The sequence below is a fragment of the Paractinoplanes polyasparticus genome (assembly GCF_019710575.1).
Taxonomy (GTDB): Bacteria; Actinomycetota; Actinomycetes; order Mycobacteriales; family Micromonosporaceae; genus Actinoplanes; species Actinoplanes polyasparticus.
In genome coordinates this window covers 53,110-76,999 of record NZ_JAHWFK010000004.1, presented here as the reverse complement: position 1 = coordinate 76,999, position 23,890 = coordinate 53,110, and the positions used below count along the sequence as shown (strand labels likewise).

The window sequence follows — 23,890 nt, the reverse complement described above, 5'->3', positions numbered from 1 at the left end:
GTGCCGGAACAGGTCTATCTTCTCGGCAACCTGGTGATCATGCTCGCCTACGCCGCGATCATGCTGGCGATCATCGTGCCGGTTGCCCGTGCGCGCCAGCTGTGGATCAACAAGCTGGGCGTGGCGACCGCGATGATCTTCTTCACGTGCTCGGTGGGGCACGGGTTGCACGCGTTCATGGCGATCCGCGATCTCGACCATCCCGGCGGCCACCCCGGCGGCCACCTCGGCGGCGGCTGGATCTGGCCGTCGGCGGTCTGGGACGCCCTCACGGCGGCCGTCGGCATCTACTACTGGACGCTGCGCCGCAGTTACAAGGTGCTGCTCCAGGGCGGCACGATCTACAGCTCGCCCGGCGAGCAGCACCGCCTGGCCGAGGCCGACGCCCGCGAGCTGGCGGCCCGCAACGCCGCCGAGAAGCATCGTGGCTTCCTGGCCGCGGTGGTCGAGCACACCGACGACGCGATCGTCGGCGTGAACCTCGATGGCCGGGTCACCGCCTGGAACCGGGGCGCCGAGCGGCTGTTCGGCTTCAGCGCGGGCGCGGTGATCGGCCAGCCGATGTCCATCTTCTCGGGGGACGCCGGCGCTGTCGCCGATCAGACGGCGGTGATCGCCCGCATCCGGCACGGCGAGCCGCGCATCCACTACGAGGCGCGGCGGGTGCACCGCAACGGCTCGCCGCTCGAACTGTCGATCAACGTCACGCCGATCAAGGACGCGGCCGGCGCGGTCACCGGCGCGTCGATCACCGCACGTGAGATCAGCGCGCTCAAGGAGGCGGCCGACCGGCGCCGGGTCGCCGATGAGCAGGCCCATCAGGCGCAGCGGATGCAGAGCCTGGGCAACCTGGCCGGCGGGATGGCCCACGACTTCAACAACATCCTGGCCATCATCGTGAACTACACCGAGTTCGCGATCGAGGACACCGCGGACAAGCCGGGTGTGCAGCAGGATCTTCAGCACGTGCGGGCGGCGGCCGACCGTGCCATGGGCCTGACCCGGCAGCTGCTCACGTTCACCCGGGGCGACCGCGCCCAGCCGCAGGACCTCGACCTCAACGTCGCGCTGGCCGAGGCCCGTGAGGCGTTCGCGGCCGTCGCGGGGGACGTGATCACCATCGTCGGCCGGCCCGCGTCCGGGCCGCTCCCCGTGCACGCCGACCCCGCGCAGCTCCAGCAGGTGCTCCGGATCCTGGCCGCGAACGCGCGGGACGCCATGCCCGAGGGCGGCACGCTGGTGCTCGAGGCCAACACCGCCGAGATCTCGGCCGACGCCCGGGGGCCGCAACCCGCGCTGCCACCCGGCACGTACGCCCGGCTGCTGGTCAGCGACACCGGAACCGGCATGGCGCCCGAGGTCGCCGAGCGCGTGTTCGAGCCGTTCTTCACCACCCGGCCCGGGCAAGGCGCCGGCCTGGGGCTGTCCACCGCGTACGGGATCGTCAGCGAGGCCGGCGGCTCGATCGCCGTCTACTCCGAGCCCGGCGTCGGCACGACGTTCCGCATCTATCTGCCGCTGGTGGCCGCGCCCGCGCCGCCCGAGCACCGCGAGCAACCGCCGCCCGGGGACGGCCGCACGGTCGTGGTCGTCGAGCACGAGCCCCCGCTGCTGCGAGCGGCCACCCGCATCCTGACCGGGGCCGGCTACCAGGTCATCGCGGCCGCCACCGGACCCGAGGCGCTGGTGGTGATCGGCGACCGGGACGTCGACGTCGTGGTCACCGACGTGGTGATGCCCGACATGACCGGGCCCCGGCTGGCCGAACTGCTTCGGGAGCGGCAACCCGGACTGCCAGTGGTGTTCATGTCGGGCTACAGCAGCGGGATGCTCGACGTGACCGGGGCGCTCGACCCGCGGGCGCCGTTCGTCGAGAAGCCGTTCACCGCCCAGGACATGCTGCACGAGGTGCACGACGCGCTGGCCGGGCGTACCCGGTCGGCGGTCTGACGCGACGTTGGTGTAGACCCTCATGCATGGCGGATGAGGTCGTCGGGGTCGTCGGCGCGGGCATTGTCGGGCTGGCCGTCGCGCGTGAAGTGACGCGGCGCCGGCCCGGCACACGGGTGGTCTTGTTCGAGAAGGAGGACCGCGTCGCGGCCCACCAGACCGGGCACAACTCCGGGGTGGTGCACGCCGGCATCTATTACACCCCGGGCAGCCTCAAGGCCCGCCTGTGCACCCGGGGCGGGGCCATGCTGCGGGAGTACTGCGCCGAGCGCGGCATCGCGTACGAGGAATGCGGCAAGCTGGTCGTCGCCGTCACCACCGGGGACGTGGCCCGGCTCGACGCGCTGGCCGCCCGGGCCGAGAGCAACCAGGTGCGCGGTCTGCGCCGGGTCGGCCCGGACGGGATCCGCGAGGTCGAGCCGCACGCCACCGGGCTGGCCGCGCTGCACTCGCCGCACACCGCGATCACCGATTTCCCCGGGATAGCGCGGGCGTTCGCCGGCGACGTGGTCGCCGCCGGCGGTGAAGTGCGGTTCGGCTTCCGGGTCACCGGCATCACCGAAGGCAGCCGGCTGGTCGTGTCGTCGGCGTCGGATCAGGTGCCGGTGGACCGCCTGATCATCTGCGCCGGAATCCACAGCGACCGGGTGGCCCGGCTGGCCGGGGACGCCGCCGCCCCGCGCATCGTGCCGTTCCGCGGCGAGTACATGAAGGTCCGCCCGCCGAAGGCGGGCCTGGTGCGGGGCATGATCTATCCGGTCCCCGACCCACGCTACCCGTTCCTGGGCGTGCACTTCACCCGCCGGGTCAACGGTGAGCTCGAGGTGGGGCCGAATGCCGTGCTGGCCACCGCGCGCGAGGGCTACCGCCGAGCCGACGTGTCGGCGCGCGACCTGGCCGGGATAGCGGGCTGGCCGGGCATGTGGCGGATGGCCGCCAAGCACTGGCAGACCGGCGTGCGCGAGATGTACGGGTCGGTCTCCAAGCGCGCCTACATGAAGGCGGCCCGCCGCTATGTGCCCGAGATCGTCGCGGCCGACGTCGTGCGGGCGGGTTCCGGCGTACGGGCCCAGGCGCTCGACCGGGACGGCAGCCTCGTCGACGACTTCCGCATCCACCGCCTGGGCGCCGTGACCGCCGTGCGCAACGCGCCCTCGCCCGCGGCGACCTCCAGCCTGGCGATCGCCGAATACGTGGCCGACGCGTCAGGATTCGAGGCGTAGCCAGACCCGCAACGGTCCGGCCGTGCGGAAGCCGGCCGCCCGGGCGTGGTCGAGATCGGCCCCGGTCTCGTAACCGACGAGCGGCACCCCGCACGCCGTGGCCGCCCACACGCGAGGCAGGCCGGCCGGGACGGCTGCGAAGAGATTGGAGACGCCGGCCACCGCGCCGGTGCGGTTGAACGCGAAGCCGCCGATCAGCGCGCCGCCGTCGCGGACGGCCATGATGGACACCGACGGGTCGGCCAGCAGGGCCGGGCGGAAGACGTCCGGCGGCTCGTCGTCGCGGCCGTGCCAGGCCCGCTGCCACTCGGCCAGGGCGTCGGCGGTGGTGACGCGCTCGGCGTCGCCGGTGGCGGGCGTCGCCGGCCGATGGATCCACTCGGCGGCGAACAGCTCCGTGTAGCCGTGCGGCGCCAGATCGAGCGTGGCGAAGCTGTCCTTGACGGCCTTCGCGGGCAGCACGTCGGCCACGGTGGCGCCGGGGCGCAACGTGATCGCTTCCGGGTAGTACGGCGGTGTGGGGCCCGCGCTGCGCCACGCCCGCGGCTCGAAGGTGTAGCCGAGTCCGTGGGAGCGCAGGACCGCGGCGCACCAGTCCGCGTTGTTGCGGACCGCCGCGTTGGTGTCGGCGTCGATCATCCCTGCAGTCTGGCATTCTCCGTGCCGGGCCGAGCGGGCAGGGCCGAGCGTGCCTCCACTTTGGGCAGTAGGCTGTTTGCTGCCCGCGTGGGAGGGGACTCAAATGACCGAATCGTACGGATGGGTGCCGGAAGGCGTCGACATCACCGTGCCCGACGCGTCGCGCGTGTACGACTACGCGCTGGGCGGGGTGCACAACTTCGCCGTCGACCGCGAGTTCTGGCATCGGGCCGAGAAGATGTTTCCCGACGCGCGGCTCGTGGCGCGGGCCAACCGTGCCTTCCTGGGCCGGGCCGTGCGGCGGCTGACCGGGCTCGGCGTCCGCCAGTTCCTGGACATCGGCTCGGGCATTCCCACGCTCGGCAACGTGCACGAGGTCGCTCAGGAGGCCGACCCCGAGGCCCGGGTCATGTACGTCGACATCGACCCGATCGCCGTGCAACAGAGCCGCAGCCTGCTCGCGGGCAACCCGTACGCCCGGGTGATCCAGGGTGACCTGCGCAAGCCCGACGACATCCTGTACCACCCCGACGTGCTCGACCTGTTCGACTTCTCCGAGCCGGTGGCCGTGCTCACCGTGGCCGTGCTGCATTTCGTGCCCGATTCGGCCGACCCGGCCGGCATCCTGCGCCGGCTCGGCGAACCGCTGGTCTCCGGCAGCCACCTCGTCATCTCGCACCTCGGCCCGGCCGCGACGCCCGCGGGCCGCGAGGCGCAGGAACAGGCCCGCCGGCTCTACGAGAAGACGCCGACCCCCGTCGTCATCCGCAACCGCGAGCAGATCGCCGCGCTCATCGGCGACGAGTTCGAGCTGCTGCCGCCGGGCGTGGTCGGCTCGGCCGAGTGGCATCCCGACCCCGACGAGGCCGGCGACCCGCCGCAGCCCACGGCGCTGGTGGCGATCGCGCGGAAGCGGTCATGACCTCGTACGCCGCGCTGACCGACGACTGGTTGCGCGGGGTGGTCGCGGCGGGGTTCGTCCCGGGCGTCCGGGCTCGGGCGCGTTCCGCGCTCGAGGATCTGCTCGAAGAGTTCGTGGCCGCGGTCCGCGCCGAGCCCTTCGACCCCGCGCCCGGCCGCCGGATCGGGGCCGAGCTGGTCGACCTGCGCATGTCCGCGCCGCCGGTGCTCGGCACGACCGTCCATCTGCTCGCCGGGCGGTTGCCCGCACTGCTCGACGGCGACCGCGAGCGCCAACGCGTCCTCGCCCTATTGGAAAGCCTGGTCGTAGGCTTCGTGGCCGCCCAACGCGACCTCGCTGTGCGGGCCGCCGAAGAAATGAACCGCTCGGAAAAGATCCATTGGCGCGCCGTCCAGCTCGACCTGCAGCGGCGCCTCCAGCAGGCTCTGCTCCACCGCCCCGACACCGGCCTGCCCAACGAGCAGCACCTGCGCAAGACCCTGGCCGATCTCGGCGGTGGCCGCAGTGGACTGCTGCTGCTCGGCCTCGACCGCCTCGACGAGCTGGCCGACACTCTCGGCGACGACCGGGGCGCCCGGCTGCTGACGTCGATCGCCCGGCGGTTGCGGCCGCTGGGCATCCTGGCCCACCTCTCGGCCGACGTGTTCGCCGTCCTGATGCCCGGCACGACCGGGCCCGACGACCTGATCAAGGTGGCCGACCAGGCTCTCCGGCTGCTCGACGCCCCGTTCCCGATCGACGGTCACGACCTGCACGTCACCGCCCACGCCGGCCTGGTCGAACGCCCGACGGTGGGCTCCGACCCCGACGGCTGGCTGCACGACGCCCGGCTCGCGCTGCGCTGGGCCCGGCAGGACGGCTTCGGCCCGGCCCTGTTCGACCCGGCCCGCGCCGACGAGGAGCGCCGCCGCCATCACCTCGCGGCCGAGATGCCCGCCGCCCTCACCCGCGGCGAGTTCACCCTGCACTACCAGCCTCTGGTGCGCCTGGCCGACCGGGCGGTGATCGGCGTCGAGGCCCTGGCCCGCTGGTCGCGGCCCGGCGACGGACTCGTCATGCCGCTGCAGTTCATCCCGGTCGCCGAACGCACCGGCCTGATCCGTCCGCTCGGCCGCCACCTGCTCGAACTGGCCTGCCGCCGAGGCGCCGCCGAGCCCGGCCTGCTGATCAGCGTCAACCTCTCACCGGTGCAGCTGCGCGACCCGGGCCTGGTCGCCTCGGTGGCCGACATCCTGCACCGCACCGGCCTGCCGGCCACCCGCCTCCAGCTCGAGATCACCGAGACGGCCGAGACGCTGCGCCACCGCCCGGCGCTGGCCGGCCTGGCCGCGCTCGGCATCCGCCTGGCGCTCGACGACTTCGGCACCGGCTACTCCAGCCTGGCCGTCCTCACCACGCTGCCGTTCACCGAGGCCAAGCTGGCCGGCGAGTTCCTGCGCGACACCCGGCGCCGCGACGTGCTCGGCCACATCATCGACACCTGCCACGCCCTGAGTATGACCGTCACCGCCGAGGGCATCGAGACCGCGGAACAGGAGCGGCTGCTGCGCGAGCTCGGTTGCGACCACGGTCAGGGCTACCACCTGGGCCGTCCGCGACCCGAGCTCGCGCACAGCGTCTCCTTCGCAGGGAGTGATCGGACAGACAACCGATAGTGCCTGAACGCGCCCGGGCCGACATTCCGGACTCCCACGTGTGGGGCAGCGGGCACCCGGTACTTAACGGACGACAATGAAAGTAGTGCTTTCGGTTGGTCGGTCGTCAGCCGGTGAGCTAGTGTCGCATCGTTGAGCGACGGATGACGCGCACCGGTCCGGCCCGGAGTTTGCGCGTCAGTGGTGGGGACGTCCGGCAGCTCAGCTGTGAAGTGAAGGACCACCATGACCACAACCGCACAGACGAGAGCTCAGCGCACGGGCGACGCCGCCGAACTCATCACCGCCTTGGCCGCCCTGCCGGCCGACCATCCGTCCCGGCCCGAGCTCCGGGACCGCACGGTCGAGGCGTGGCTGCCGCTGGCACGCCATCTCGCCCAGCGTTACGCCAACCGCGGCGAGCACATCGACGATCTGTTCCAGACCGCGACGGTGGGCCTGCTGAAGGCCGTCGACCGGTTCGACCCCGATTTCGGCGTGGACTTCGCGGGCTACGCCATCCCGACGATCGTCGGGGAGATCAAGCGGCACTTCCGTGACCGCACCTGGTCGATCCGGGTGCCGCGTCGTCTGCAGGAGATGCGGCTGGCCATCACCGCGGCCAACAGCGCGCTCACGCAGACCCTCGGCCGTTCCCCGACCGTCGCGGACATCGCCGCTCACCTGCAGGTCACCGAGGAGGAAGTGCTCGAAGGCCTCGAGGGTGGCCGTGCGTACTCGGCCACGTCGTTGTCGACGCCGGCCGGTCCGGACGGCAGCCTCGAGCTGGGGGAGACCCTGGGCAGCGAGGACCACGAGTTCGAGCTGGCCGAGGCCCGGATCGCGCTCGGCCCCGCGATGACGCAGTTGAGCCGGCGTGAGCAGCGCATCATCACCCTGCGTTTCTACGGCAACCTGACCCAGACGGAGATCGCCGAGCAGGTCGGCGTCTCCCAGATGCATGTTTCCCGGATCATCGCCCAGGCGCTGGCCAAGCTGCGCAACCAGCTGGCCGCCGGCTGACCGCTTCAGGGGTCGGCGCCGGAAACTCGGACACGCCCTGTGTAGGCCGCAAGTGGTTCAGACCGGGCTTCGGACGACGAAGGCCGTGGCGCCGCGGCGTGACAGCTGGACGCCGTCGTCGCCGGCGGAGAGGAACCGGCCCGGGAAATTCACCGATTCGAGGACGAGGGCGGCGCCGTCGCGTACGGGTCGCGGGCAGAACGTGGCGTCCTGCTCGAACAGGTCGGAACCGTCGCGACGGTCGAGGCGCAGCACGAAGTCGCGGTGCCGCAGGAAGTAGCCGGGGAAGTTGCCGGCCTCCAACGAGAAGCACCGGTCGGCGGCGAGCCCCCGGCGGACCGTGAAGCGGGCGTCGTCGCGGCCGGGGCGCCCGGCGCTGATCGGGTCGAGGCGCGCCACGAAGTCGCGGTGGCGCAGGCGGTAGCCCGGCCGGTCGGCGAGTTCGAGGCCGACTGTCGCGCCGGCCGCGAGGCGGGGCGTCGCGGTCGTCGGCACGGTCGTGGGCGGGCGGCTCGTGGGCGGAGTCGTCCGGGCGTTCTCGGCCGGGCGGCTGGTGACCTGGTGGTGGGTGGGCGTGCGGACCACCGAGCCGGGACCGCTGGTGGTCGGGGAGGGCTGCACCGAGACCGGGTCGGTCGGGTCGAGGGGCGGCACCACCATGCGCTGAGCGAGCGAGGTGGCGCCGGGGTCGCCGTCGCTCAGGGCGAGCGCGGTCAGACCCGTCACTGCGATCAGCGCGCCGGTGGCCAGCGCGGCCATCGCGCGCCGCCCGGTGGAGCCGCGGCCGTGCGATGGGGACGAAGTGGGCCAGAAACCCGCGGGCAGCGCCCGGCGGGCCACCGAGCCGAGCTTGTTGGGGGGAGCTGGCGGGCGCAGCGGCCCGTTCGCGTCGCGATAGGGCGGGACCCAGCCGCCGATCCGCAGGCGGTCCTGGCTGTCCTCGTCGGGCATTGTGCGATCCGCTCCGCGCCATCGGCTAAGACACTTTTAAGCTGACGGAAAGGCATTCTTACGGTGAAATCGGCTAAGGGCAAGGGCTGTGCGCGATCGGGCAGACACCGAGCGGGCGCGACCTCATCGAACTGCTGGCCGATCTCGTTCGTACTCCCCGGTGACGGCGCCCGGGTTGGCGGGCCGCCGCGGCCGCACCGAGGAGGCGCGCGATGGACGGCACCGCCCTCCCCCCGCCCAGTGACACCCAGCAGACCGACACGTACGACACCAGCACGTACGCGGGACCGGTGGAGCAGTCCGACCGTCCCGCCACCGTGGCCTTCCCCCGGATCTCCGACTACTGGCCCGACGCGACGGGCGCATCGTTCGCACCGTCGGAACCGTCCGAACCGGAGAAGGCCGAGCCCCGGCGCCGCTGGCGTTGGGTCGCCGGAGCGGCCGGCGCCGTGCTGGTCCTCAGCGCCGGCGGCGTCGCGTTCGCCCGCCTGACCGGCGACGACGAACCCGCGCCGGCGCCCACCGCCGCCGGCCCCGGCATCATCGTCGGCGGCGCCCCGAACCCGCCGGTGTCGATCGCCCCGGCGCCCACCTCGGCCGCCGCCACGACTCCGCCCTCCTCGGCCCCGGCGTCGCCGCCACCCCCGCCCGGTCCGGCCTTCGCGGCCGGCACCTTCGTGCTGGCCTCCGACCTCACCGAGCTCAACGTCACGCTCGGGCGCCCGGCGGGCAACGGCGTGGCCCGGGTCGGCTCGCCCGACGACAGCGGCCTCGTGCCCGACGCCGCCCTCGACGGCACCACCCTGAAGCTGACCGCCGACCGCAAGCGCGACGGTTCGGGCCGGGTCGACGTGGTGCTCGACGAGCGGATCGCCTGGTCCGTGCGGATGGACGGCGGCGTCGAGCGCGGCATGTTCGCGATGGCCGGCGGCAAGGTGCGCGACTTCTACTTCGAGGGCGGCGCCGACCGGCTCGAGCTGACCCTGCCGCGCCAGGAACGCCAGATCGAGATACGGATGGCCGGCGGCGTACACCGGTGGCGCATCGGGACTGAGGGGGAGTTCCCGATCCGCGTCAAGATCCGCAAGGGGGCCGGCTCGGTCGATCTCAACGGCGACCGCGACCGGGGCGTCGACCGGGGCGAGACGCTGCGTTCGCAGGGTTCGGACGCGAAGTCGGGCGGCCTGCGGATCGAGGCGGTGGCCGGCATCGGATCTCTTTCGGTGGCGCCCATCGAGGCGTAATGCGGCTTTCCTCCGGGCGGGGTTGCGGCACGCCTACCCGTTGCGGGACAGTCCACGGAGTTGCGCCCGGGGGGAATGCACTGTGTCGGACGATCGAGTTGACCACCTGCGTGCGCTGGCCGGGGAGGGTGCGGCCCTCGCCGGGCAGGCACGTGCCGCTGAGCAGCGCGCGTCCGGCGCCATCGCCACCGACCGCACCGGCGCGGTCACCGTCACGCTCGACGACGAGGGCCGGGTGAGCGGGGTCGCGGTCGCGCCGGGCTGGCGGCGGCTGATCGGCTCGCTCGCCCTCGACCAGGCCGTGATCGAGGCGATCGGTGCGGCGTCCCAGCGTCGGCTCGAGGCCTGGGGCGAGGCGTACGCCGAACAGGCTCCCGCTCCGGCAGCCGGGATCGATCACGACGCGTTCGCCCAGCGCCTGCAGGCGGCGGCGAGCGGCGGCGGTCCCATGTCGGTCGAGGACAGCGAGGTCGCGCTGCGCGAACTGCTCGCCCTCGTCGAGTCGATCGACCAGGGGCTCGACGAGGTCTCGGACGCGCTGGCCGGGGCGCTGTCGGCGACGTACACGGGTCGCAGTCCCGACCGCAAGGTGCAGGTCACGGTGACCGGCGGCGGCGACGTCACGGCCATCGGCTACGACCGGCAGTGGCTGCTCGAGGCCCACGAGATCAACGTCGCGCGCCAGACCGCCGCGGCGTTCCGCGCCGCCTATCAGGAGGCCGGGCGTCACGGCGTACGGGAAATGATCGCCGGCAGCCGCCTCGGCGAGGCGCAGCAGCTGGCGCAGGACCCGCTGGCGCTGGCCCGGCGACTGCGGCTCACCGACTGAACGGGGGACCGATGACGCTCAAGGCGGCCATCGACGCGCTGCACACCGACGCGACGACCTGGGACGAGACCTCCGGCGTGCTGAGCCGAGCCGCCGAGGAGGCGAACGCGCTCACGCTCACCGAGGGACAGCTGTCGTGGGCCAGCCGGCCGACCGGCCTGCTCGACACGTACGCCGAGATCCAGGCCAAGGTGGGGGCGCTGCTGGCGCAGGGCGCGCAGACCCACGCCGAGCTGGCCCGCACGCTCGACCAGGTCGCGACCGCCTACGAGCGCGACGACGAACAGGCCGCGGCGCGGCTCGGAGGGGTGTGGGACGTCCGTGACTAGCTCGACCGCGCAGGAGGACGACCTCGTCGGCAAGATCATGTCGCTGTTGGACAAGATCGAGCGGAAGACCGACGACCTGCAGAACTCGATCAACTCGAAGATCGGCCACCTGCCCGGCTTCCTGCAGGACAAGGTCGTCTCGGGCTGGAACAAGTTCTGCGACTTCATGAAACAGGTCTGGGCCGACGTGCGCGAGTTCGTCTCCAACATGGGCTCGCCGAGCACGCTCGCCACCACCGCCAACGCGTGGAGCGACCGAATAGGCGGCCCGGTCAGCGGCCGGGTGCAGGCCGCCGACGCCGGCATGCTCGAGATCGACACCAACTGGGACGGCGACGCCGCCGAGGCATACCGCCAGATGCTGCCCCTGCAGAAGGCCGCCCTGGAGAAGGTGAAGGCCGTCTACAGCGACGGCATCGCGACCGCGCTCGGCGAAATGGTCAAGGCCATCTATGTGTTCTGGGGCGGGCTCGTGGTCGCCATAGTCGCCCTGATCATCGGCATCGTCGGCGCGGCCTCGTCGTCGGCCACGCTCCTCGGCCTGCCCGCCGCCCCGTTCATCGCGGCCGGAGCCGCCGCCGCGGCCGCCGCCGCGTTCGCCGCGGGTGGCCTCACCCTGAAGGCCACCGCCTCGGCCGCGAACAGCACGCTCCGCCAGAAACTGAACGACAACGTCGGCTACCGGGACGGCGCCTGGCCGCCGGCCACCACCGGCTGAGCCCCGCCGTGATCAAAACGCTCCTGGCCCTGTTGCTGCTGTGCGAGGCCGGCCTGGCCGTCATAGGCGGCCTCGCCTGGTCCACCCTGCGCGAGGACGGCGGCGTCGGGGCCCTGGTCCTGATGGGCGCCTCCGGCGCGGCCGGCGTCGTGGTGCTGCTCGTTCTGCTGCTGGGACGGGCCGCCCTGGGCTCGGCACTGGCCTGGCTGCGGCTGCTGGGGATCTTCATAGCGGGCGCAGTGCTGGTGGCCGTGGGCGAGTTGACGCCCGCGGCGGCCGGCCTGCTGGCGGTGTTCGACTCGCTGCTCGGGGTGGTGCTGGCCGGGTTCGTCCGCCGCGGCCGATGATCGCCATGGACCCGCTGACCGGCGCGCTGGCCTTCCTGTGCGTGGCGTCGCTGGCGCTGGTCGTCATCGTGGCGTTGCTGGCCGCCCGCCAGCGCCGCCGCCGCGACGGCCGGATCGCCGAGTGGGCCGCGAAGGCCGGCTGGCAGGTGGTGATGCGGCCGGCGGTCGACTGGGGCCGCCGCCTGCCCGGGGGCAACCCTGACGGCGTACGGCTTCTGCTCTCGGGCCACGCGGGCGAACGCCCCGTTCTGGTGGGCGAGTACGACGTCACCGACGTCCAGGTGGCAACCGGCGCCGACGGCAGCGCGACAACCACCCCGCACACCCGCCACTGGGTGGTGACCGTGGCGATCCTCAACCGCCCGTGGCCCCCAGCCACAGTCACGACCCGCGGCCGCCTGTCCCGCCGCAATGACACCATCGGCGACCCGGGCTTCGACAAGGCGTTCCGGATCAGCGGCACGGTGGGCCCGTGGTGCACGCCGGCCCTGATCGCCGCCCATCTCGCTCACCGGACGCCGGTGCCGTGGAGCGTGGCCGGCCCGGAACTGATGACGTGGACCGAGGGCCGGATGCGCCCGAGCCACCCGGTCGGCGACCTCGGCCCCCTGCTGCACCTGGCCTCCCTGCTCGACGGCCGATAGCCCGGCGCGCTCAAGGGCTGACCGCCCGGTACGGAGGGCGCGGCGTTTCGCTGTCCCTTCCTGCAGATTCGGGTCATCGCGGCGCCTTCGTCCACGCTCAGTGGTCCCGATCGCCCCGGCGTGGAAAGCCCGAGGGCATCGGCGAGCGTCCGTCCGTAGAGGTCCACGGCAGCTTCGACGAGCTGCGCCTGCGCTGCGGCGGCAACACGTCCACGGCGCTGCCGGACCTGGACCGGACGAGTCGGTGGACACCTCCCCCCGACCGCTGTTTGTGCTGGTAGGGCTGTTATGGGACGTGTCGCCGATGTGTAGTTTGAGGCAGTGCCGGTCCAACGCCGGGGGTACGCTCAGTGCGACAGCGTCGATCGACCGCCCTCCGGGCATGGCGCGGCCACCGCGCCGAGCCACGTGGAGTTCGTGATGACGCAGGACGTGTCCGAAAGAGTCAACGAAGTCGCCGGTGTGGTGCACCAGGCACAGGCCGTGCTGGCGGTGGCGCTGCAGGCCTATATCGCTATCGACATCGACGGCCGGGTCAAGGGATGGAATCCAGCCGCGGAGAGAATCTTCGGTTACAGCCCGGCGCAAGCTTGCGGTCACGACGTTGCCGACCTGATCATCCCGGTCCGGTTCCGCGACGCACACCGTGCCGGCCTTGCGGGCCTCGCCGCCGGTGAACCCGGCCGGGTCCTCGGACGGCAGCTGACATTGACCGCAGTGCACTGCGACGGCCACGAGTTCCCGATCGAGTTGACCCTGACCGTCACCGAGGAACCCGGTGGGCGAATGTTCCACGCCTTCGCTCATGACATCACCAATGCCCGCCGGGCCGCCCGGTTCGCCGAGGTCGAAGCCGCCATCGCTCTGGGACTGGCCGAGGCGGACTCCAGTATCGTCGCGGCGCACCGGGTGGTCGAAGCCCTCGGCATGAAGATGAGCTGGCCGGTCGTCGAGCTGTGGCTGGTCGACGACCACCTGCAGATGCTGACCTGCGCAGCCCGCCATGTCGAAGCGGGCCGGCATCTGGACGACTTCGCCTTGGACGTCCTCGAACTCGGCGTGTCGCTGCCCGGCCGGGTCTGCTCCGCCGGCACCGGCCAATGGATCCCGGACCTGTCCGCTGACCGGATGTCACTGCGCAGCGGCGCCGCCTCCCGGATCGGGTTGCACGTCGCTGTCGGTGTGCCGCTGTCCACCGGCCGGCACATCATCGGCGCGCTGTGCGTCTACGGCGACCGTGTCGAAGATCCCGAGGACACACTGCTCGGGCTACTCAGCGGACTCGCCGCCCACGTAGGGCAGTACCTCGAGCGGCGCCGGGCCGAGGAACTCAGCGTGGAACTGGCCCGCACCAAAGACGAGTTCCTCGCCATGGTCACCCACGAACTGCGCAATCCCTTGGCGGTGATCAGCAGCACCGTCGCCTTGTTCGACGAAGAACTCCACGAACTCGACACCGAGCAGCAACGCGAATACCTGCACATCATCGAGCGCAGCTCGCAGAGGCTGTCAGTGATGGCCGAGGACCTGCTCGACCTGGCCCGGCTCGAATCGGGACACCTCGCCGTCGACCCGATCGACACCGACCTGTCCACCATCATCGGCGACGCCGTGCAGGCGTACGGCGCACGAGCTTCCGACAAGCACATCACCATGACCACGGAACTCCCCGGCCGGCTGGGCCTGCACGCCGACCCCGGCCGGCTGCGTCAGGTCGCCGACAACCTGCTTTCCAACGCCATCAAATACACCCCCGCCGGCGGCACGATCACCGTCGCGGCGAGCTTCGACGACAACGGCCAGACCATCACCTGGACTGTTGCCGACACCGGGATAGGCGTGCCCCCGGACGAACGACGCCGGCTGTTCCGCCGCTTCTACCGCGCCTCCACCGCCCTGAACAGACGCATTCCGGGCACCGGTCTCGGCCTGGTCATCACCCGCACCATCGTCGAGCGCCACCACGGCACCATCAACTTGGCCGATCACACCGGGCCCGGCACCACGTTCGCGGTGCGCCTACCCACCACGTCACCGATCGCCTGACCAACCAGCCCGCTGACCATCAGGGCGAAACGGTCCGTGACCGGCGATCCACACCAACGCGCTGTGATCTTGCGTCTTACATGGTTTCCGTACCCAGGCCGGCGCACTCGTGCAATTCGTAGTTCCGGATTGGTATATGTCATGTCGAACATCCACGCCGCGGTCCTGCGGTCAGACCCACAATTGCGCAAGTCCGCTCGGTCCCGCCGCACGCTGCCGATCAGGCCGATGTCGTTGGACGACGTAGCGTGGACGGCCGCGCGTCTGTCGAATGCCCCGATGGCGACGGTGACCTGGGTAAGCGCCGGCTGGGAAGAGTGCGTGGGCACGTTCGGCGTGCCGGAGCCGTTCGCCACCGTACGACGGGCGTCAACGCAGCAACCGCTGTGCGCTTATGTGATCAGTACCGGGAACTTCGTCACGGTCGGCGATCTGCTGGCCGGCGAGGCCCACTGGTCATACCCGGCCGTGCTGGAGCCGGCTGTACGTGCCTTCGCGGGGCTGCCCCTGCGGGACATCGCCGGCCGCACCGTCGGCGCTGTCACCGTCTTCGACACCCAACCCCGGACCTGGCAACGGGCCGAGCTGAAGCGGATCACCGCGATGCTCAGTCCGCTGTCCGGTGACGAGGGCGCAGCTGCAGCGGCGGCCGCACCGGGTGGCACCCCCGCAGGTGCCCATACCGGGCCCATCCCGACGGCCGAGGCCCGGAGCCAGGGCGGGTTCATCACCGCTCTGTTGGACAGCCTGCAGGTCGGCGTGGCCACCTTCGACAACGACGGCCGACCGGTGCTGATCAACCGCATGCTGCGTCACCTGTACAGCCTGGGCGACGACGTGCACGCAGCCGAGGCCATGACCAAGGTGTACGGGACCCTGCACCACCCCGCCAGCACCCCCATGGAAGGGGGCGCCCTGGTCATCGCCCGCGCACTGCACGGTGAGACCGTGCGAGACGCCGAAGCCGTCCTGCACAGTGCCGACAGGCCGGACCGCTACCTGCTGACCAATGCACAGCCGATCCTGGATGCCGACCGGCGGCAACTGGGAGCGGTGTCCACCGTCCTGGATGTCACGCAACGCCAGCGCAGTGAACGCCTGCGCAACTGTGAACTGCAGATAGCGCGCCTGCTGGTAACTGCCGACACCATCGGCGACGCCGGCCCGCACCTCGTCGAGGCCATCGGTCAGGCACTCGGCTGGCCGTACGTGTCCCTGATGCTGGTCGACCCCGTCGCCGACGCGCTCCGACCCGTCACGCACTGGAACGCACCCGGCCTGCAGTTGCCTGACCTGCTGTCACGGCACGTCCCCCGCGGCCGCGACGAGGGCGGCGGACCCGGGCACGTCTGGTCCACCGGCGAGCCGGTCTGGATTTCCGACTTGGCTACCTCGCCGTACGCGGCAGCCCCCGCCGTACGCGCATTCACCGACGCCGCCACCGCGCAAGGTCTGCACACCAGCGCGGCCGTCGCCGTCCGAGACGGCGAGCGCATTCTCGGCGTGCTGGCTTCATTGTCCGACACCGTCGAACACGACCAGTTCCTTATCATCGGCATGCTGAACAGAATCGCCGAGCAGATCGGCCACTTCCTGGTCCGCCAGGGCAACGCCGCACTGCGAGCTCAACTCGCCCGCGCCAAGGATGACTTCCTGACACTGGCCGGACACGAAATGCGCACGCCTCTGACCAGCATCGCCGGCTACAGCCAGCTGCTGGCCGACGAACCGGGTCTGTCCGACGAAGCCCGCCGTACGGTGTCGGTGATCAACCGCAAGACCGACGATCTGCAAATGATCATCGACCGGCTGCTGGAATTGACCGGACTGGAAACCGGCTACCACGCCATGCACCCGCAACTCACCGACCTGAGCGCCGTGGCGTCTGCCGCGGCAGACGCGGCGGACCTTCCGTCCGGTGTGCTGCTGCACACCGACATGCCGACGACGCTCTTCGTCAACGCCGACCCGCATCGGCTACGCCAAATCATCGACGAACTACTCGGCAACGCCATCAAATACAACCTGAACGGCGAGGACATCCACCTCGGCGTGCACGATCGCGATTCCGGCGTTGTCGAAATCACCGTCACCGACGCCGGCCTCGGCATCCCCGCCCTCGAACGCGAACGACTCTTCAGCCGCTTCTACCGCGCCGACAACGCCCGCCATAGCACTTTCCAAGGCGCAGGACTCGGGCTCACCCTTGTCAGGGTGCTCGTCGAAGCCCACGGCGGCACCATCACCATCGACCCCGACCACCAGCCTGGCACCCGCATCGTTGTCCGCCTGCCCGCCCGCACCGCCTTGTCAGCACAGCGGACCGGCGCGACAGCCCCGACCCGAATCAGTTCGACTGCCCAGCCCGGCCCAGCCCCTGGCACGGCAGTGTTCACGCACTCAGGGGTGCAGCCGTTGCGGTAGGGCAGAGCCGACCCGGCCACGACCGCCGGGCAGACGTTTCGGTGTGAAGGCGTAGGCGTTTGGCGCACCAGTGTCGCCCTATGCACGGGCAGGGCGAGAGGGAGCAAGGAGTCCTCGAAGGTCTCGAGGGCGCCCGGGTGGCGCCATCTGCGCGGATGCGCTCGGCGTCGTCGGCTTGGCTGCGGGCCCGGCCCTCGGTATCGCCGGTAACAGTGACGGTTCGGCGGCAAGGAACGATCATGGCGTCTGTGACCGCGGCCAGGCCGGCCGTGGGCCTGCGGTCAGCTTGACATCCGGAATGGGGCGATGGTGGCGCGGATCAGGTCGGCGGCGCCCCAGTCGTTGTCGAACTGGGCCAGGACGGCGAGGTGTTGTCGCAGCTGGATGATGGGCATGCGGGCCTGCCAGCCCCGGTCGAGAGAGGTCAGCTCCGCGTAGACCGCGAAGAACCGCTGCGCCTCGGGCGGGGGTGCGGTGGTCCAGACGTGGGCGAGGTCGACCTCGGCCCACATGTAGGACACCGCCGGATCTATCAGTGCGGGCCGCCCGTCCGGGGTGGCGAGGAGGTTCTGGCTCCACAGGTCGCCGTGGGTCAGGCACGCCGGGCGGGGTGGCAGCAGCTCGGGCAAGCGATTGCACAGTCGCTCCAGCGCTGTGCGGTCGTTGGCGTCGAGCGCGGCTTCGACTCGGGGTTCGCCCAGCCAGCGCAGCAGGCGATGCTCGGCGAAGAAAGCGAAGCCGTCGTCGTTCCAGGTGTTGATCTGCCGGCGGCGGCCCAGCCAGTTGTCGCTGTGCCATCCGAAGCGGGGGTGGACCGTACTCGTGTGCAGGTGGGCGAGCGCGTGTGCGAACTGTTCCCAGAAGGTCTCGTTGCGGGGTCTTTCCTGCAGCTCCGACAGCACGAGCAGTTCCTCGTTCGCCAGGATCACGTCGGGTGTCGCCATGCCGCCGCTCTCGCGCAGGGCGGTCAGCCCTTCGGCCTCGGCGAGGAAGGGAAAGCCGTCCGGCCGATCGGCGAACGCTTTGACAAAAACGGGGGGAGCGGCACGGCGGGTGGCGATGCCGGCGAGCGCCGCGAGTCCGCCGGTCACGGGCTTCACCCCGACGACGTCGCGCATGCCGGACCGGTGCAGGCACTCGAGCAGAAACGCCGCCGTCCGCGTCGCGGGGGCGTCTTCGCTGATCTCGGCCATCGGGCCAAAGGTACCGGACCAGGAGGAAGCCGTGGACCTGTTGTAAATCGATTGCTTTGTCGCCGGGGTGTGGTTGGTTCGGGGTATGTCGATCACGATGCGGGACGCGACGCCGGAGTCCTTGGGTGAGATCGTCGAGGCGGTGGCGCTCTGGCAGCACACCGGGGGACCGGTTCAGCTGCATCCCGGCGACCTGGGGTGGGCCTGGCGGGATGGCGCGCAGCCGTTGGCCGCGGCCCTGCGGGTGTGGACACGGGACGGGAAGATTCTTGCCGCGGGCCTGGGTGACGACGAGGTGATCCGCCTGGGCATCGCGCCGGATGTCGCTCACGATGCCGTGTTCGCCGCGCGGATGCTGGCCGATCTGTCGGATCCGGCGGGCGGGTCACGGGCCGACGTCGTCGAAGCCCGTTTCGGCGCCGCCCTTCGCGACCTTCTGCATCGCAGCGGGTGGGTGGCCGACGAGCCGTGGACGCCGTTGTCCCGCGACCTGGCCGAGCCGGTCGAGGACTGCGGGCTCAGGATCGAGCTCGGCGACGCGCACAACGTCGAGGATCGGGTCGCCGTGCAGCGGGCCGCGTTCGACAATTCGACGTTCAGCCTGGACCGCTGGCACGCGATGGCTGCTGCGCCGCCCTACCGCCGGGCCCGGTGCCTGATCGGTTACGACCGCGACGACGTCGCGGTCGCCGCGGTGACGGTCTGGTCGGCCGGGGAAGGGCGCCCGGGTCTGCTCGAGCCCCTGGGCGTTCACCGGGACCACCGCGGGCGCGGATACGGTCGCGCGATCACCGTGGCCGCGGCTGCAGCGCTGCAGCGGATGGGGTCGTCCAGCGCGACAGTGTGCACACCGAGCAGCAACGCCGGCGGCGTGGCCACGTACGTCTCGGCCGGCTTTCGGCAGCAACCGGAAGTCACCGACTTCCGCCGGTTGACTTCGAGTGCGCTCTAGGACCTAGCGTCGGCGGCATGCAGACGATCGAACTGGGCCGGACCGGTCAGCACGTCAGCGCGATGGCGCTCGGCGCCATGCAGATGGGTGGGGCCACCGACGAGCGCGACTCCGTGCACATCCTCAACCGCTACCTCGAAGCCGGCGGCTCCTTCATCGACACCGCGAACTGCTACGAGTGGTGGCGTCACCCGGGCACCCTGGGCGGCCAGAGCGAGGAGTTGCTGGGCCGGTGGATGCGGGACGGCAAACGGCGCGACCAGGTCTTCCTGGCCACCAAGGGCACCGCGGTGCCGATCTTCTCGCCCGAGCTGTGGGACGACCGGGGGCAGCCGGACTGGGAGCTGGCCCGCCGGACGTTCGAGGGCGCCGGCGCCGACACGTTGCGGCACGCGCTCGACGGCAGCCTGCGGCGGCTCGGCACCGACCACATCGACCTCTACTACGTACACGTCGATGATCTGAACACGCCGCTCGAGGAGACCCTGGAGGCGCTGCACGGGTTCGTGCGGGCGGGCAAGGTGCGTCATCTCGGGTGGTCGAACGTGCGCACCTGGCGGCTCGAGCGGATCCGGCAGCTGTGCGAGCGCAACGGCTGGACGCTGCCGGTGGCGGTGCAGCAACAGCACTCGTACCTGCGGCCGGGGGCGTCGGCGGACTCGGCCTCGATCGTGAGCTTCGAGCAGCTCGACTACCTGCGCCGGCACCCGGACCAGACCCTGGTCGCCTACTCGCCGATCCTCAAGGGTGTCTACGACAGCGCGGCCAAGCGGGACGGGCACTGGCTGATGGAGAACTACACCGGCCCGGACGCCGACGCCCGGCTGGCGGTACTCGCTGAGGTCGCGGGCGAAGCCGGGGTGACGCCGAATCAGCTCGTGCTGGCCTGGCTGCTGCACCAGGATTCGCCGCCGGTGCTGCCCCTGATCGGGCCGCGCACGCGGGAGCAGTTCGAGGCGGCGCTGTCCGCCCTGGACGTCAAGCTGAGTGACGACCAGCTGCGGCGTCTGAACGAAGCCGGCGCCTGAGCGAAACGCTGCCGGCATCCGAGCGGAACTCTCAACCTCAACAAGAACTTGAGGTTTAGGTTGAGGTTGAGAGTTCCGAGAAAACTGCAGGTCAGAAGCGCTGGGCGATCCAGTTGGCGACCCGCTCGGCCGAGGCCGTGACCGCGGTGTCGTGGTCCTGGCCGGGCAGCGTGTCGTAGCGGACGACTACGTTCTGGTCCCGGAGCCGCTGCACCAGGGCGTCGGTCAGGGTGGCCGGAACGGTGGCGTCGTCGGCCCCCTGGACGATGAACACCGGCGCCGTCGGCCGGGTCTGCGCCGGCTCGACGTACTTGTAGAGCTCGTCCACCCACCGCTCCGGCAGCGTGCCGTTGTTCAGCAGCTGTGAGGGCATGAGGTTCGCGTACGCCCCGAGGATCTCGTACAGGCAACCGGTCTTCAGCACCCCGAGGCGGCGCTCGGCCGGCGCAGCCAGCACATCGGCCGGATCGAACGACGGCTCGACCGCGTTGAGGCCGAACAGCGCCATCACCAGATAGCCCTTGCCCTCGGACTGCGGGATCAGCTCGGCCAGCGTGCGCACGCCGCTGGTCGGCGCGATGCTCACCGTGCCGCGCAGTTGCAGGTCCCCGTCGTACGAGCCGGCGAGCTGGTTGGCGAAGAGCGCGCCCTGCGCACCCTGCGAGTGACCGTCCACCACGTACTGCGGGGAGAGGTCGTCGTCGAGGTTCCGGGCGGCCCGGACGCTGTCGATGATCGAGCGGCCCTCGCTGTTACCGATCAGGTACGGGTGCGGGTCGTCGGTGCCGATGCCCGGGTAGTCGGGGGCGGTCACCGTCCAGCCGCGCCGCAGCAGTTCGGCCACGGCGGTGCGGGCCTCGGGATAGAAGGCCTGCTGGTTGGTCGAGGGCGCACACTGGTCGGCCAGGCCGACCGTGCCGTGGGCCCAGGCCACCGTGCGGTTCTTCCGGCGTTCCTTGGGCGTGATCACCAGTCCGGTCGCGGTCGTCGTCCGGCCGCGTACGTCGGTGGTGACGTAGACGATCCGTACGGCGTTGCCCAGGCTTTGCAGTCCCTCGGGCAGCGTGGCCGGGGCCTTGCGGACCACCGTGCCGGGGCGGGCCGGGTCCCACTTGAAGACGTGGCCGGCCACCGGCAGAACCGGGGCGGGCGAGGCGAGGGCCGGCGCCGGGGCGACGGCCGCGCCGCCCACCAGGGTGGCGGCGAGGAGGCGAACGATCATCTGTCTGCGCACGGACATCATCGTCGACCGCTCAAAAGCGACTTTCCGTACGCCGCACCGCGCTCGTTCGGGTGATCGCCCTCCCGGCATGATGCATCCTGACCTGCGCTAAGGCATGATCAGCCGGTCCGTCGTGGTCGACTCGACGAACGGCAGATCGGGGTCACGACCCAGCCCGTACGCCGTCGGAACCGCGACCAGCCCGCCGGCCGAGACGATCGGCTCCGTCGTGACGTCGCGCGCGTAGTACTTGTCCGAGCCCGACACATCGGACGGCAGCGTGAAGCCGGGCAGCGCGCTCAACGCCACGTTCGCCGCCCGCCCGATGCCGAACTCGTGCATGCCGCCGCACCACACCGGCACCCCGTGCTCGACGGCGACGTCGTGCGCCCGCACGGCCGGGGTCAGCCCGCCCATCCGCGACACCTTGATGTTCAGGATCCGCCCCGAGCCCAGCCGCAGGGCCGTGACCAGGTCGTCCAGCTCCTCGATCGACTCGTCGAGGCACACCGGCGTCGTCAGCCGGTGTTGCAGGTCGGCCAGGTCGGCCAGCGCTCGTGGCCCGTACGGCTGCTCGATCATCAGCAGCCCGAGCGAGTCGAGCTCCTTCATCACCGGCAGATCGGCCGGCGTGTAGGCCCCGTTCGCGTCGACGTGCAGGGGCATCGACGGGTACGCGGACCGGACCGCCCGGACCGGCTCGACGTCCCAGCCCGGGGCGATCTTCAGCTTGATCCGGCGGTAACCCTCGTCGACCCGCGGCGCGACCTGGGCCAGCAGGTCGTCGATCGTCGGCTCGATCCCCAGCGAGACGCCGGCCTCGACCTCCGTCCGCACACCTCCCAGCGCCTTCGCGAGCGGGACGCCCTGCCCGGCTGTCCACAGGGACCAGGCGGCCATGTCGAAGCCGGCCCGGGCGAACTGGTTGCCGCGCACCTTGGCCAGCGCCCGGGCGAGGTCGGCCGGGTGGTCCCAATCCGTGGCCAGGACGATCGGCGCCAGATGGTCGCGGGCGATCGACCAGCAGGTCGCCACGGTCTCGGCCGAGTAGAAGGGGCCGCTCGGCGACGCGATCTCGCCCCAGCCCACGGCGCCGTCGGTCGCCGTGAGGGTGACCAGGATGTGCTCGAGCGAGCGCTTGGCGTGCGAGCTGGTCTGGAATTCGTGCACGAGCGGGAGGCGCACGCGGCGCAGCTCGACGGTGCTGATGCGGGTCATGTCGGATCCACGTAGAGGTCGAGTTCGGCGGCGAGGGCGTCGCGGTCGTGCAGGCGGCGGCCCGCGCCCTTGGAGCTGGCGATGGTCAGGGTGGCCAGCAGGTGCAGGGCCAGCACGACCGAGGTGGGCGAGCTGGCGTACGAGGCGGTGTCCGTCCCGATGACGATGCGGGCGCTCGCCAGGCCGGTGAGCGGGGCGTAGTCGGAGTCGGTGATCAGCACGAGTTCGCCCCCGTGCGACACGTAGGCCTCGGCCACGGACACGGTGTCGCGCCGGTAGCGGGACATGGCCACCGCGACGAGCAGGTCGCCCTGGCGGATGTCTCCGAGGACGTCGAGCGGCCGGACGGTGGCGCCGTCGACGAGGTGTACGCCGGAGAGTCCCGCGCTGAGGTCGGCCGCGAGCAGGGACGCGTACGCCAGAGATTTGCCGTTTCCGAGGAGATAGCGCCGCCGGGCCGAGACTATGCGGGCCGCGGCCTGCTCGATCGCGTCGTGCTCGGCGGCCCACGACAGGGCCTTGTCGAACGCGGTGCGCTGCTGCTCGAGCACCCGGTGCTTGAGCACCTGGGCCGAGCGGCGCTGGACGTTGCGCTCGAACCGCTCGGCGGGGGAGGGATTGATAGTCACGGGGTGTCCCTCTCGAACGTGTAGACCGCGTGCTCGTCGCGGCGCTCGACCCGGACGAGCCGTCCGACGGCGAACTGCCCGGCCAGCTCACGACGCAGGACCGCACGGTCGGCGGGGCCGGGCGCCGCGATGTGCTCACCGGCCGGCGCGGTCACCGTGACGCACTCGCCCTTGACGGCGTGCGGCCCGGTGAGATCCCACGAGACGAGCAGCCTGTCCGACGTGCCGTCGTCGTAGTAGTCGGGCAGGAAACGGATCGCCGTCGCCCCGAGCACACTGAGGTTGAAGTGCGCGTTCCGCAGCGCGTACGGGTCGAAGGTCCACCGCATCGTGCGGGCCCCCGTGGCCCGGGCCGTCTCGGCCTGCGCCTGTTTGAGCCGGCGGCCGACACCGAGGCCCTGAGCGCCGGCGGCGACGACCGCGGCCTGCGAGTAGTGGTACAGCTCGCCGCCGTCGACCGCGCTGAACCCGTAGCAGAAGCCGACCAGCTCGCCACCCGGTTCGAACGCGCCGAGCACCGAGCCCGAGTTCTCGCGCAGCGCGGCCAGCAGGCGCGGGCTGATGCCGAACTCGGGCTGGTCGTAGCCGAACACACGCCGGTAGAGGGCCGACGCCGCCGACCACTCGCCGAGCCCGGCCAGGTCGCGCACCACGATGCCCATCGCGCCCTCCGCGGTGAAGATACGAAACGTATAACCGTCATCGTGCCCGCTGTTGAGCGTGTT

The 23,890-nt window shown here is 71.4% G+C and carries 22 protein-coding genes; 15 read left to right on the top strand and 7 right to left on the bottom strand.

The genetic code is table 11. The features are described 5' to 3' along the window. Entirely contained in the window at positions 1 to 1,950 is a 1,950-nt protein-coding gene (locus KXC43_RS06265; protein WP_308128980.1) for an ATP-binding protein, read from the top strand. A gap of 26 nt (positions 1,951 to 1,976) precedes the next feature. After that, complete coding sequence (gene lhgD / locus KXC43_RS06260) at positions 1,977 to 3,173, top strand: L-2-hydroxyglutarate dehydrogenase (RefSeq protein ID WP_221374978.1); 1,197 nt, start codon at positions 1,977 to 1,979, stop codon at positions 3,171 to 3,173. Here the strand turns inward: lhgD and KXC43_RS06255 are convergent. Continuing rightward, positions 3,156 to 3,812, bottom strand: coding sequence for a hypothetical protein (locus KXC43_RS06255; RefSeq protein WP_221374977.1), 657 nt, complete (start codon positions 3,810 to 3,812; stop codon positions 3,156 to 3,158). The two genes, lhgD and KXC43_RS06255, sit on opposite strands and share 18 nt — an antisense overlap. A gap of 103 nt (positions 3,813 to 3,915) precedes the next feature. Here KXC43_RS06255 and KXC43_RS06250 point away from each other — a divergent pair, with 103 nt between their 5' ends. The 3 genes from KXC43_RS06250 to KXC43_RS06240 all read left to right on the top strand — a co-directional run bounded on the left by KXC43_RS06250 (position 3,916) and on the right by KXC43_RS06240 (position 7,391). Next, positions 3,916 to 4,734, top strand: coding sequence for an SAM-dependent methyltransferase (locus tag KXC43_RS06250; protein ID WP_221374976.1), 819 nt, complete (start codon positions 3,916 to 3,918; stop codon positions 4,732 to 4,734). Beyond that, the gene (locus KXC43_RS06245; protein WP_221374975.1) at positions 4,731 to 6,389 is read left to right on the top strand and encodes a putative bifunctional diguanylate cyclase/phosphodiesterase; all 1,659 of its coding nucleotides are present in this window, start codon (positions 4,731 to 4,733) and stop codon (positions 6,387 to 6,389) included. Before KXC43_RS06250 ends, KXC43_RS06245 begins: the two co-directional genes overlap by 4 nt. A gap of 225 nt (positions 6,390 to 6,614) precedes the next feature. After that, entirely contained in the window at positions 6,615 to 7,391 is a 777-nt protein-coding gene (locus KXC43_RS06240) for a SigB/SigF/SigG family RNA polymerase sigma factor (RefSeq protein WP_221374974.1), read from the top strand. A 57-nt stretch (positions 7,392 to 7,448) separates the two neighbouring features. Here KXC43_RS06240 and KXC43_RS06235 read toward each other — a convergent pair whose 3' ends face one another. After that, positions 7,449 to 8,342 (bottom strand): AbfB domain-containing protein, encoded by an 894-nt coding sequence (locus tag KXC43_RS06235; RefSeq protein WP_221374973.1) that lies wholly within the window; start codon positions 8,340 to 8,342, stop codon positions 7,449 to 7,451. A gap of 212 nt (positions 8,343 to 8,554) precedes the next feature. On the opposite strand from KXC43_RS06235, the gene KXC43_RS06230 reads away from it, so the two are divergent. The 8 genes from KXC43_RS06230 (at position 8,555) to KXC43_RS06195 (ending at position 16,923) form a co-directional block, all read left to right on the top strand. Continuing rightward, on the top strand, positions 8,555 to 9,586 hold the full coding sequence (locus KXC43_RS06230) for a hypothetical protein (RefSeq protein ID WP_221374972.1): 1,032 nt from the start codon (positions 8,555 to 8,557) through the stop codon (positions 9,584 to 9,586). Positions 9,587 to 9,668: 82 nt separating this feature from the next. Beyond that, the gene (locus KXC43_RS06225; protein WP_221374971.1) at positions 9,669 to 10,415 is read left to right on the top strand and encodes a YbaB/EbfC family nucleoid-associated protein; all 747 of its coding nucleotides are present in this window, start codon (positions 9,669 to 9,671) and stop codon (positions 10,413 to 10,415) included. Between the two features lie 11 nt (positions 10,416 to 10,426). Next, positions 10,427 to 10,744: a type VII secretion target gene (locus tag KXC43_RS06220; RefSeq protein WP_221374970.1), complete on the top strand. Its 318-nt coding sequence runs from the start codon at positions 10,427 to 10,429 to the stop codon at positions 10,742 to 10,744. After that, positions 10,737 to 11,462, top strand: a complete 726-nt coding sequence (locus tag KXC43_RS06215) for a hypothetical protein (RefSeq protein WP_221374969.1) — start codon at positions 10,737 to 10,739, stop codon at positions 11,460 to 11,462. The genes KXC43_RS06220 and KXC43_RS06215 overlap by 8 nt, the downstream gene beginning before the upstream one ends. Positions 11,463 to 11,470: 8 nt before the next feature. Then, the gene (locus KXC43_RS06210; RefSeq protein WP_221374968.1) at positions 11,471 to 11,809 is read left to right on the top strand and encodes a hypothetical protein; all 339 of its coding nucleotides are present in this window, start codon (positions 11,471 to 11,473) and stop codon (positions 11,807 to 11,809) included. Further along, the gene (locus KXC43_RS06205; RefSeq protein WP_221374967.1) at positions 11,806 to 12,453 is read left to right on the top strand and encodes a hypothetical protein; all 648 of its coding nucleotides are present in this window, start codon (positions 11,806 to 11,808) and stop codon (positions 12,451 to 12,453) included. Before KXC43_RS06210 ends, KXC43_RS06205 begins: the two co-directional genes overlap by 4 nt. Positions 12,454 to 12,873: 420 nt before the next feature. Next, on the top strand, positions 12,874 to 14,499 hold the full coding sequence (locus KXC43_RS06200; RefSeq protein ID WP_221374966.1) for a sensor histidine kinase: 1,626 nt from the start codon (positions 12,874 to 12,876) through the stop codon (positions 14,497 to 14,499). Positions 14,500 to 14,535: 36 nt separating this feature from the next. Then, the gene (locus tag KXC43_RS06195; RefSeq protein ID WP_221374965.1) at positions 14,536 to 16,923 is read left to right on the top strand and encodes a sensor histidine kinase; all 2,388 of its coding nucleotides are present in this window, start codon (positions 14,536 to 14,538) and stop codon (positions 16,921 to 16,923) included. A 281-nt stretch (positions 16,924 to 17,204) separates the two neighbouring features. On the opposite strand, the gene KXC43_RS06190 is transcribed toward KXC43_RS06195, so the two are convergent. Then, positions 17,205 to 18,116, bottom strand: coding sequence for a fructosamine kinase family protein (locus KXC43_RS06190; RefSeq protein ID WP_221374964.1), 912 nt, complete (start codon positions 18,114 to 18,116; stop codon positions 17,205 to 17,207). 85 nt (positions 18,117 to 18,201) lie between these two features. Between KXC43_RS06190 and KXC43_RS06185 the strand changes: the two genes are divergently transcribed. Then, complete coding sequence (locus KXC43_RS06185; RefSeq protein ID WP_221374963.1) at positions 18,202 to 19,068, top strand: GNAT family N-acetyltransferase; 867 nt, start codon at positions 18,202 to 18,204, stop codon at positions 19,066 to 19,068. A 17-nt stretch (positions 19,069 to 19,085) separates the two neighbouring features. Continuing rightward, positions 19,086 to 20,096 (top strand): aldo/keto reductase, encoded by a 1,011-nt coding sequence (locus tag KXC43_RS06180; protein ID WP_221374962.1) that lies wholly within the window; start codon positions 19,086 to 19,088, stop codon positions 20,094 to 20,096. Between the two features lie 91 nt (positions 20,097 to 20,187). On the opposite strand, the gene KXC43_RS06175 is transcribed toward KXC43_RS06180, so the two are convergent. The 4 genes from KXC43_RS06175 to KXC43_RS06160 form a co-directional block, all read right to left on the bottom strand. Next, positions 20,188 to 21,336, bottom strand: coding sequence for an alpha/beta fold hydrolase (locus tag KXC43_RS06175; protein WP_438870855.1), 1,149 nt, complete (start codon positions 21,334 to 21,336; stop codon positions 20,188 to 20,190). 90 nt (positions 21,337 to 21,426) lie between these two features. Then, the gene (gene menC, locus KXC43_RS06170; protein ID WP_221374961.1) at positions 21,427 to 22,536 is read right to left on the bottom strand and encodes an o-succinylbenzoate synthase; all 1,110 of its coding nucleotides are present in this window, start codon (positions 22,534 to 22,536) and stop codon (positions 21,427 to 21,429) included. Continuing rightward, positions 22,533 to 23,165: a MurR/RpiR family transcriptional regulator gene (locus KXC43_RS06165; protein WP_221374960.1), complete on the bottom strand. Its 633-nt coding sequence runs from the start codon at positions 23,163 to 23,165 to the stop codon at positions 22,533 to 22,535. The genes menC and KXC43_RS06165 overlap by 4 nt, the downstream gene beginning before the upstream one ends. Further along, positions 23,162 to 23,827, bottom strand: coding sequence for a GNAT family N-acetyltransferase (locus tag KXC43_RS06160; RefSeq protein ID WP_221374959.1), 666 nt, complete (start codon positions 23,825 to 23,827; stop codon positions 23,162 to 23,164). Before KXC43_RS06160 ends, KXC43_RS06165 begins: the two co-directional genes overlap by 4 nt. Positions 23,828 to 23,890: the final 63 nt, after the last annotated feature.

Excerpts from the sequence above, each read along its gene's own strand:
- lhgD (WP_221374978.1), top strand. The coding sequence starts at position 1,977 with ATGGCGGATGAGGTCGTCGGGGTCGTCGGCGCGGGCATTGTCGGGCTG.
- KXC43_RS06255 (WP_221374977.1), bottom strand. The coding sequence starts at position 3,812 with ATGATCGACGCCGACACCAACGCGGCGGTCCGCAACAACGCGGACTGG.
- KXC43_RS06250 (WP_221374976.1), top strand. The coding sequence starts at position 3,916 with ATGACCGAATCGTACGGATGGGTGCCGGAAGGCGTCGACATCACCGTG.
- KXC43_RS06245 (WP_221374975.1), top strand. The coding sequence starts at position 4,731 with ATGACCTCGTACGCCGCGCTGACCGACGACTGGTTGCGCGGGGTGGTC.
- KXC43_RS06240 (WP_221374974.1), top strand. The coding sequence starts at position 6,615 with ATGACCACAACCGCACAGACGAGAGCTCAGCGCACGGGCGACGCCGCC.
- KXC43_RS06235 (WP_221374973.1), bottom strand. The coding sequence starts at position 8,342 with ATGCCCGACGAGGACAGCCAGGACCGCCTGCGGATCGGCGGCTGGGTC.
- KXC43_RS06230 (WP_221374972.1), top strand. The coding sequence starts at position 8,555 with ATGGACGGCACCGCCCTCCCCCCGCCCAGTGACACCCAGCAGACCGAC.
- KXC43_RS06220 (WP_221374970.1), top strand. The coding sequence starts at position 10,427 with ATGACGCTCAAGGCGGCCATCGACGCGCTGCACACCGACGCGACGACC.
- KXC43_RS06205 (WP_221374967.1), top strand. The coding sequence starts at position 11,806 with ATGATCGCCATGGACCCGCTGACCGGCGCGCTGGCCTTCCTGTGCGTG.
- KXC43_RS06200 (WP_221374966.1), top strand. The coding sequence starts at position 12,874 with ATGACGCAGGACGTGTCCGAAAGAGTCAACGAAGTCGCCGGTGTGGTG.
- KXC43_RS06190 (WP_221374964.1), bottom strand. The coding sequence starts at position 18,116 with ATGGCCGAGATCAGCGAAGACGCCCCCGCGACGCGGACGGCGGCGTTT.
- KXC43_RS06185 (WP_221374963.1), top strand. The coding sequence starts at position 18,202 with ATGTCGATCACGATGCGGGACGCGACGCCGGAGTCCTTGGGTGAGATC.
- KXC43_RS06180 (WP_221374962.1), top strand. The coding sequence starts at position 19,086 with ATGCAGACGATCGAACTGGGCCGGACCGGTCAGCACGTCAGCGCGATG.
- KXC43_RS06175 (WP_438870855.1), bottom strand. The coding sequence starts at position 21,336 with ATGTCCGTGCGCAGACAGATGATCGTTCGCCTCCTCGCCGCCACCCTG.
- menC (WP_221374961.1), bottom strand. The coding sequence starts at position 22,536 with ATGACCCGCATCAGCACCGTCGAGCTGCGCCGCGTGCGCCTCCCGCTC.
- KXC43_RS06160 (WP_221374959.1), bottom strand. The coding sequence starts at position 23,827 with ATGGGCATCGTGGTGCGCGACCTGGCCGGGCTCGGCGAGTGGTCGGCG.